At 64.7% G+C, this 8,606-nt stretch carries 7 protein-coding genes and 1 pseudogene; 4 read left to right on the forward strand and 4 right to left on the reverse strand.

Features of this window, described 5'->3' with window-relative positions:
- Nucleotides 1-32: 32 nt before the first annotated feature.
- Entirely contained in the window at nt 33-1,286 is a 1,254-nt protein-coding gene (locus tag GL263_RS15610) for a S8 family serine peptidase (RefSeq protein ID WP_228456533.1), read from the reverse strand.
- A 1,493-nt stretch (nt 1,287-2,779) separates the two neighbouring features.
- Nucleotides 2,780-3,235 carry a DUF2563 family protein gene (locus tag GL263_RS15615; RefSeq protein ID WP_182856323.1) on the reverse strand — a complete coding sequence of 152 codons (456 nt, stop codon included), beginning with the start codon at nt 3,233-3,235 and terminating at the stop codon, nt 2,780-2,782.
- A gap of 192 nt (nt 3,236-3,427) precedes the next feature.
- Here GL263_RS15615 and GL263_RS15620 point away from each other — a divergent pair, with 192 nt between their 5' ends.
- The 4 genes from GL263_RS15620 (at nt 3,428) to GL263_RS15635 (ending at nt 7,065) form a co-directional block, all read left to right on the forward strand.
- Nucleotides 3,428-3,877 carry a hypothetical protein gene (locus GL263_RS15620; RefSeq protein ID WP_182856324.1) on the forward strand — a complete coding sequence of 150 codons (450 nt, stop codon included), beginning with the start codon at nt 3,428-3,430 and terminating at the stop codon, nt 3,875-3,877.
- Nucleotides 3,878-3,882: 5 nt separating this feature from the next.
- Nucleotides 3,883-5,724 (forward strand): alpha/beta hydrolase, encoded by a 1,842-nt coding sequence (locus GL263_RS15625; RefSeq protein WP_182856325.1) that lies wholly within the window; start codon nt 3,883-3,885, stop codon nt 5,722-5,724.
- A complete protein-coding gene (locus GL263_RS15630; RefSeq protein ID WP_182856326.1) occupies nt 5,705-6,235 on the forward strand; it encodes a hypothetical protein in 531 nt (176 codons plus the stop codon). Before GL263_RS15625 ends, GL263_RS15630 begins: the two co-directional genes overlap by 20 nt.
- A gap of 128 nt (nt 6,236-6,363) precedes the next feature.
- A complete protein-coding gene (locus GL263_RS15635) occupies nt 6,364-7,065 on the forward strand; it encodes an HAD family hydrolase (protein WP_182856330.1) in 702 nt (233 codons plus the stop codon).
- A gap of 28 nt (nt 7,066-7,093) precedes the next feature.
- Here GL263_RS15635 and GL263_RS15640 read toward each other — a convergent pair.
- Both GL263_RS15640 and GL263_RS15645 read right to left on the reverse strand, forming a co-directional pair.
- Nucleotides 7,094-8,125: pseudogene (locus GL263_RS15640) on the reverse strand (NsdA family TPR-like regulatory protein); the annotation flags it as partial.
- Nucleotides 8,126-8,162: 37 nt separating this feature from the next.
- On the reverse strand, nt 8,163-8,606 hold a 444-nt coding region (locus GL263_RS15645; protein ID WP_182856328.1), incomplete at its 5' end, for a transposase.

Genomic DNA, 8,606 nt, shown 5'->3' on the forward strand with positions numbered 1-8,606 from the left:
GGGCGGGACTGGTGCACTAAAACCGCTCGCCGTCACCCCGCCCTTCTCCTGCGGCCACGGACGATAACCGTGGCAACGGCAGCTCCGACGAGCACGAGCACCCCAACGCCAGCCGCGACCGTGACGGTCGCACCCGTACTGGAGTCCGGCGCCGCAGTGTCCTCGGCGGGTGCGGGCGACTCGGCTGACGGCGACGCCGACGGCGTGGGGCTCACCGGTGACGCGCTCGCGCTCCGCTCGGCGTAGCGCTTCGCGAAGAGCGGGTTGGTGTCCGGGTCGCCGGGATCGCCCTCGCCCTCCAGAAGCACCATGCGTGGGCGGACGCCGCCAAAGCCGATCAGATGGCTGCGGGGAAGATCCTTGTCCGCCTCCGGACGCCCGGCGGTCTTGATCATCACCCGCAGTACCTGGTTCGCGGTCCAGTCAGGGTGCTTGGACCAGATCAGGGCGGCAGACGCCGAGACCACGGCGGTGGCCACGCTGGTCCCGCCCTGCTGGATGCAAATCCGCTGCGTGCCGTCGCAGCGCTGGGGTGTGACGTCGCCTGGCCCGGTGAGTGCGATGTGCGGTCCGTAGGAGGACAACTCCATGTGCTTGGCCTGTTTGTCTGTCGCGCCGACGGCGACGACACCAGGGAGCCGAGCCGGATACTGGTGGCCGCTCTTCCCCCGACGCTGTTCTTTGCCGAAGTTTCCTGCCCCGGCGAAGATCAGTACTCCCTTCCGGTTCGCTCGGTCGATCGCCTTCTGCGTACTCGGCTGGTCGTAGGACGAGCCGAAGGAACAGTTGATGATCTTTGCCCCGTTGTCGACGGCGTAGTCGATGGCCTCTGCCACGGAGTCGAGCCCTTCGAAGAATCGTGGTTCGTCGCTCTTCTCGACCACGGTGACCGGAAGGATCTTCGCCTCCGGTGCCAGCCCGCGCAGGCCGTTACCCGCTCCCGTGCCGGCGATCACACCGGCGATGGTGGTGCCGTGGCCGATGTCGTCTGAATGCGCAGGGCGGTCCCGGCTGATGACGTTGGTCCCGGGCAGTACCTGACCCCGCAGCTCAGGAACGTTGGGGTCCACACCGGCGTCGAGTACAGCCACCGTGACTCCCGCGCCCTTGCTCACCTTCCACATCTCCTCCGCCCGCATCGCGTCGAGATACCACTGCTGGTCTCTGACGCTCGCCGCCGCAGCGGGCGTGATCGGCAGCAGAAGGAGGAGGAGTGTCGTGCCGAGCAGCGTGCTCAGAAGCTGCCGAGCGGACTGCTTCGATCGGGAGATCAGGGCCATGGCCATTACTGAGAGATCCTTGCTGCTGCTCTTGATATCGGGCTGGCTACTTGATGACCGGCGGGACGACGCGCTTGGCGCTCTGCCACGACTCCCTGTCCTCCGTGAGGTAGTCAGGCCGGCGATCGTCCCGTCTTGATGCCCGCGAGTTCGTAGGCGACTGCGTCGCCGTCCCGGTCACTGGTGGGTGGACGAGACCGGTTCCGCCGGGAGTGAATGCGCTGCGGGGCGTGCCGCTTGGCTGACGCCTGCCCTGAGTACCGGGCGAGGCCGCGATGGGCTCGGACGCGGAGCGTCTTTCGCTGACCGGCGCACCACCGCCTGCCCCGGGCCCTGCCGGGAGCGATGACCCAACTGGGGGATAGCCGCTTGTCGTATGCGCACGTCCCGGCCTCCCAGCCTCTGCCCCGATCAAAGTGCCGCCTGACACTCCGCCCCGTGCAGAGGCCGACGTCGCCGGAACTGGCCGCCCTCCATGGACGCCTGGGATTGCGCCGTCCACACGTCGCGCCGCCGGCGCTGCCGGCAACCCCGCACCGGGTGTAGCCGACGGTCGCGAACCGCCCGGCGTGCGAGACGTCGGTTGGCCGCTGACAGCGCTGTTGGCGGGTGGAGTGGTGGAAGGACGCCCGGTGTAGACCGGGGCGACAGCCGTGGGAGTAGGAGAAGGCGTCGGGGCCTGAACAGGCGGCCCGCCGACGCCACCACCCGCAGACACCGAAGTTGGCGGCGGCCCGTAGGCGTTCGAGAGTTGAGTGCCGAGGCTTGCCGAGCTACCTGCGGGGCCGGCTCCGGTGGTCGGCGGGCTGTCTGATCTGGGCCCGACACCTGCTCCGGGGCCACCGGCACCGCTCAGGTCTCCTATTCCTTGGCGGGCAGCCGAGTCACCAGCAGTGGCACCACCAGCAGTTCCGCCGGATGTCTGGAAAGCGCCCGCGCCCGGCGACGCATGCTGTCCCGTCCCACCCGGAGTTGGCACGAACAGCTCCTTGCCGCCGGGCATCCTCGTGAAGTCCGGTTCCTCGGTCTTTGCGATGTCGGCGGAGGCGACCCGGTAGTAGGAGTCGAGGCGTTCCATGTGATTGATCGCCTCCTGCCGGGCCTTCTCCCTGGGGGAGTCCGGACCCATCGCGGGCGTGGAGGCTCGCTCCTCGGCGGTCTCGGTCCGTGGCTTCGGCATTCCCGATCTGGTCTCGGCCAAGGCCTGGCCCGCGACAGCGAGGGCTGTTCCGACCGCGTCGGAGTAGTCGCTCAGCTTCTGGCCTTCCTTGGCGAACCGGCTGGCGAACCTTCGGAAGGCACGGCCGGCCTCCCCCTCCCACTCGACCTTGTGGGCGAGGTTCTCCAGGGCGTGGCTGGCCTGGGTGATGATCTGGGCGGCCTGCTCGAGTGTCCGCGCGTGGGAGGTGAGGCTGCCGGGCTTCGCCCCAGCGATCATCGCGTACAGCTGCTCGTGCGTCTTGTCGTCGAACTTCCCACCGGGCATCTGTCGCTCCTCCTCAGTAGCCGGCGCGGTCGCTGCTGGACGTGGGCCGTGCACTGGGAGACTCGGTCTTCACCGCTTCGAGCTCGCTGTGGTACCGGTCGAGGTTCTGCTGGATCGCCCGCATGCGTTGGCGGGTCTCATCCTCGACGTCGGCGTAGCCGCGTGCGGAGACCTGCGCGGCCACGCCCAGGGCCTCGATCTGCTCTCCGTAGATCTTGGCGAAGAGCTCGAGTCTTGTCTGGACGCGCGCCAGATGTGTGGCGAGGTCCCGTGCCCCAGGGAAGTCGCCGTAGGCGGCGGTCGGTACGGCGGAGGCGTGGATCTCCTCCGGAGCGGCCGGCGTCCGCTTCAACTCCGCGACTAGCTTGTCCAGTTGCTTCTTGAACGAGGTGAGTGAGCCCTCACTGACAAGAAGGTCCTTCCCGCCGTTCGTCGGGCTCGTCCCACCCGATCCACTGATGTCCGGCATGTGTCGTTCCCCCCCAGCCCAGTTGACAACGCCGTCGTTTCGTTGCGGGCACCACGTTAGTCGTGTGGTGTGTACGTGACATGAGCGCTCCGCGCCTACCGATCTGAGTACGGGTACTCAGGCGGTGACGGAACGGGCACTGTTAGCTTCAGGATCGTTCAACGGCCGGTGTGGTTGTTTGGGGAGGGGCACGTGGGTTTCGAGGACGAGTGGGCGGAGCTGAAGTCCGCCGCCCAGAACAGGACACGGCTCAACGCCTGGGACGAGGGCCCGGGAACAGGACGGGGCGAGGCACCCAGGTTCGGGGACCTCAAGGTCAGCACCGCCGCGTTGCGCGGTCTGGCGAAGCAGTCGGGCACACTCGCCAACCACGCTCAGAGCGCCGTCACCGACCTCACAAGCTCACACGCCGGACTGCCCGGCAGTACCCGGGGCTTCACGAGCACCGCGACGCTTGAGACGGTCCGCTCCAGCTGGGAGGGCCGGCTCGGCGACGCCCGCAAGGAGGCGCTCCGCCTCCAGCGTGTCTTCGACGCGACAGCGGGCGAGTTCGACGGCACCGAGCAGCGTACCAAAGCGGACATGTCGAACCTGGCAGACGGCAACGGAAAGCCGAAGTCGGCCATCGCGGGGCTGTCCTGATGAAGGTGAGCGAGCTGCGGGACGTCCGGCTCACCGCCTTCTCCACGGCGGCCGGCGGATGGCGAAAGGCAAGCAACCAGGCGCGAACCGACCGGGAGTTCGTGGACCGCGAGATGTCCGCGAAGCTGGCGGAGGCGGAGGGTGAGTCCAAGGCCGAGGCTGTTCGGGCACTTCAACGGCTGAGCAGGAACTACCAGTACATCCACGTCCAGTGCGGCCTTGTCCACACAACTCTGCGCAGCCTGGCCGAGGATCTGGCGAAGCCGCAGCGAAGACTCAAGCGGTTGCTTGAGGAGGCGGCTGAGGCGCGTCTGTCAGTCCACGATGACGGCAGGGTCAGCTATCCGGCCGGTGTCGGCCCGGACGGGGAACAGGTACCGGGCGGTACGGCAGGACCGACGGGTGGCCAGCCGACGAGGGCCGGCACCCTGAGCGCGACCGACGAGGTCATGATGCAGAAGCAGGCCGCGCGGGGTGTTCTGAACCCCAGGGCGGCGCTGGCTGGACGTATCAGCGCGGACATCCACCGCACGCTTCGTGAAGCCGCCCAGGTCGACAGGCAACACTCCGCGACGCTTGCCAAGCTCACGACCGAACGCGGCCTCAAGGTCTCGGCGGCCATGTGGTCCGACTCGAAGGCGGATCGCAAGGCCGTCCACGGCATCGCGAGCGACAACTTCGAGAAGTCCGACATCCCCAAGGGCAAGACGCCCACCGAGAACGCCCGCTGGTGGGACGGCCTCTCGGCGGCGGAACGAGACGCCTACGTGACGCTGTACCCAGCAAGCGTGGGCGCGCTGGACGGCATCCCCGCCGACGTCCGCGATACCGCGAACCGCGTCGTGTTCCGGGAGGAGCACGCGAACACAACCGCCGCTCTGGCCCGCCACATGGCCAACGAGCCGCCGAGGAGTTCCCAGTGGGGGAGCCGCAAGGAGGGAACCACCTACGTCAGCGAGGAATGGAAGCGATGGGACGCCGAACGCAGCCGCCTCGAACGCGCTGTGAAGGGGATGTCGGACATTGACAGGCGCTTCGCACAGAGTGGAGTGGAGGGAGTCCCCGGGGCCTACCTTCTCGGATTCTCCACCGAGGGAGTTGGCCGAGCGATCATCGCCAACGGTAACCCGGACACAGCCGCACGGACCGCCGTGTACGTTCCGGGTACGACGACGAACCTGGGGACCGTGGACAGCGACCTCGAGCGCATGACCAATCTCTATCGGGCGGCAAAGAGCCTTGATGGGAAGCAGAAGCTTTCCACGATCATGTGGTTTGGCTATGACGCTCCTCAGAGCATTATCGATGATGCGCCGCTGAGTCGATATGCAAACAAAGGGGCACCGGCTTACGCGAAGTTTCTTGATGGGCTTGAGGCGGCCAACCGTACGGAGAACGGTGGTCACAGGATCGCGGTCGGGCACTCCTATGGCACCACACTCATCGGGGCAGCGGCCCGGCAGGGAGGCCTTAATGCGGGCGACGTGATCTTTGTCGGAAGCCCGGGTGTGCAAGGAAAGACCGCTGACGAACTGCGTCTTCCCAAGGGTCATGTGTGGAACCAGACTGCTGACGGAGACTCGGTGCCTGCCGTTGGCAAGTTCGGCCATGGTAAGGGTGACTGGGGGGTTCGGATCGACCCCCGGCTAGGGATTCCGCAGTGGCACCCTGGCGAGGTCAAACTTCCGCAGACGCCAAGCAGTCCCGGATTCGGAGCACATCAAATGACCACCGATACGTCTGGGCATACGGACTACTGGGATGCGGATACGCAGAGTCTGAAGAACCAGGCGGCTGTTGTTGCGGGTGAATATGACGAGGTGAGACGTGAACGTCAAGGTAGGTAATCTTCTGGCACTATCAACCTTTTCGCTGTTTTCTCTGGTGGGGTGTGCTGTGCAGGACAAAGAAGAGCCGGTCGGAGTCAGGGAGGTCGCAGAATCCCGCTCCGAGATCAAGAAGATTTCCAAGGGTGTGTTCGATGCGATCTCGCTAGAAGGGAAATCTTCAAACAGTGGGGTAGGCGTGAAGACCTGCTCGGGCCGGGAACGCGGCAAGATGTACAAGGTCTTTTACCCTCAGAGCTTTACCGGCCCTTCTGATCGAGAGCTCTCCAGTGCGATGGAGAACCTGCGTGATGATCTTCCGGGAAGGGGTTGGAAGATTGTAGAGTACGGCCCCAACGATAGTCCAAACAGGTCACTCACATTGCTGGCTGATCACCGAGAGGAGCGGTTCTCGGTCGAGATCACGCATATGCGAGGAGATCGACGTGAGGGTGCTGAGCCCAAGTTGCTGATCTGGGTGGTATCTGCCTGCTACGAGGTGCCGGAAGGGCAAGAGGTCGTGGAGTTCTGAGCAAGTTTGCGCCGTCGACTTGGCCGGGGCGACGAGGTCGGGGTCGGCCCAACTGGCGTGCTGAATCGCTCTTTGCTGTACGTGGTCTTCCGGAGGTCGGGTTGACGTGAGACCATACCGGGGTGTCGATGAGCCGGGATGACTCTGTACTTGTCCTGTGGGACGTGGACCACACCCTTGTGAGTATCGGCGGCGTCAGTCGCTTGATATACGAGAATGCCTTTCGCTCGACGATAGGACGCCCTCTTCGAGATCTGGCGCCCATGACCGGACGAACAGAACACGCCATTCTTGCTGAAACGCTGAAGCTCAACGAGGTTGAAGCGTCACCATCGCTTGTTGCGAACTTCTATTCCGCTCTAGGTGTAGCAGCCCAGCAGCTGGAACGTGAAATCCGGGATTCAGGGCACTCGTTGCCCGGCGCTCACGCGGTGATCTCTGCCCTTCAGTGCGACTCCGTAGTGCAATCCGTCGTGACTGGAAATATTCGACCTGTCGCCAAGGCGAAGCTGTCCGCATTCGGGCTTGCGGAGGGGCTTGATTTGGAGGTGGGCGGTTACGGTGATGACGGAAGTGACCGCGCCGACCTCGTGAAACTCGCGCGTCTAAGAGCGGAGAAGAGGTACCGGCTCTCATTCACCGGCAAGCGAACATTCGTCATTGGCGACACGCCACACGATGTCAGAGGCGCTCACGATGCCGGTGCGTTTGCGATCGGCGTGGCGACCGGTAGCAGCTCTGTGGAAGAGCTTCGTCAGGCCGGTGCTGAGCTGGTTCTCCTGGATCTCACCGATACAGAAGGGCTACGTGAGACAATTCTCAACTTCTGAGGAGCCTAGATGGCGGCTCGGCCTGGGTTTACCCCCTGATGCACATGCGGTATTCTTCTCTGAAGTCAATGACGCTGCGGGCATCGCCGTAATGATCGAGCATCTTCGCAAATTCGTCAATTCGTTCAGCGATGCGCGCTGAGCCGATTGTTCGGCTGAAGTCCAAGGCGTGGCTTGCCGTCCGACATGCTTCCTCAACCTCTCCGTCAAGGAGGTAGCACTTTGCGAGGCGGGATAGGTAGTGGACGCGATCACGTACCCGGTTGGGTGCCTGAATGCTCAATAGTCCGATGGCGCTGGTAAGCGACGTTAGAGCCTTCTTCGTCTTTCCGAGGTCAAGGAAACAGGCGCCTTCTTGGGCGGCAAGCTCAATGGCGTCAACGTAGGTCACGTAGTGTGGCTCTTCTGAGCCGCCTGCCTGCTCGAAACCACTCCTCGCTGCGGACAGCGCTTTCACGCAGAACTTTTCGTCACCCAGGCATGCGTATGCCCTTGCCAACCTCGTGCCGAGCATGGTTCGAGTGAGTGCGGTGAGCTGACGCGAATCCGTTCCCCAGGCTTCCTGGGCAAGTGAAAGAGCAGAGGCTGGATTTCCCTTGTACGTCTCCTGCAAGCTCATGTAGGCCATTGCGCTTGCTGTGAGCCCCGGGTCCGCTGCCTCGCGTCCGACCTGAACAGCCTCCATGAAGTATGTTCTGGCAGCAGCGTGATCATTCGCGTCAAGCGCAAGCCATCCCGCCATCTGGTTGAGTTGTCCAAACGCGAGTAAGCCGTCGGCGGGCTCTTTGTGTACGTTTACTGCCATTCGGGAAACATAGCGCGACAATGGAAGAAGGAGGCTGTCGCCGCCAAGCTCGTAATCAAGGTGTAGAAACGTTCTGAGTAGATTCTCGCCGCTTTGCTGAAGTGTCATCCCGTCAAACGGTGAGATCCCTAACCTCGATCTTTCGTGACGGTCCGTCGGTTTCTTCGGCGGGCCGTTTCGGTTGTTCGGGCCGGTGGTGGGCAGGCTGATGGCCCGGCTGTCGCGTCGGGTGAGCGCCGGGTTCCACGGCTCCGGTCGGGTGGTGCTGCTCGCAGGGACGGGAACGTGCTGGTCAGCCGGGGTTCGGGAGGGCTTCGAGCCGTTCCATGGCGTCGGTGATCACGTCGGTCCAAGGCCAGTGGCGTGCGAACCTCAGGTGCCGGCGGCGGGCGGTGGTGACGATCTGGGCGGCGGCGGAGAGAAGGCGGAACCGGAGACTGCGGGGCTCCCACCTGCGGTTTTCGCCGGCCAGAGCGAGCATCGGCATCCAGGCCAGCAGGTCCAGGGCGAGCTGGACGATCTCCAGCCAGATCTGGTTCTGCGCGGTGTTGTGCAGGGGCAGGTTGCGCAGGCCGGTGGCCCGGGCGGCCCGGATGCGGTCCTCGGCCTGTGCCCGCTGGCGGTGCCGCAGCTCCAGTGCCGCGATCGGCATGCCGGTGGTGTTGGTGGCGAAGCAGGTCAGCCGCAGTCCGTCGGCGTCGGTGATCCGCAACTGGGCGCCGGGATGGGGCCGTTC

The organism is Streptomyces durbertensis, from assembly GCF_014156695.1.
Classification (GTDB): Bacteria; Actinomycetota; Actinomycetes; order Streptomycetales; family Streptomycetaceae; genus Streptomyces; species Streptomyces durbertensis.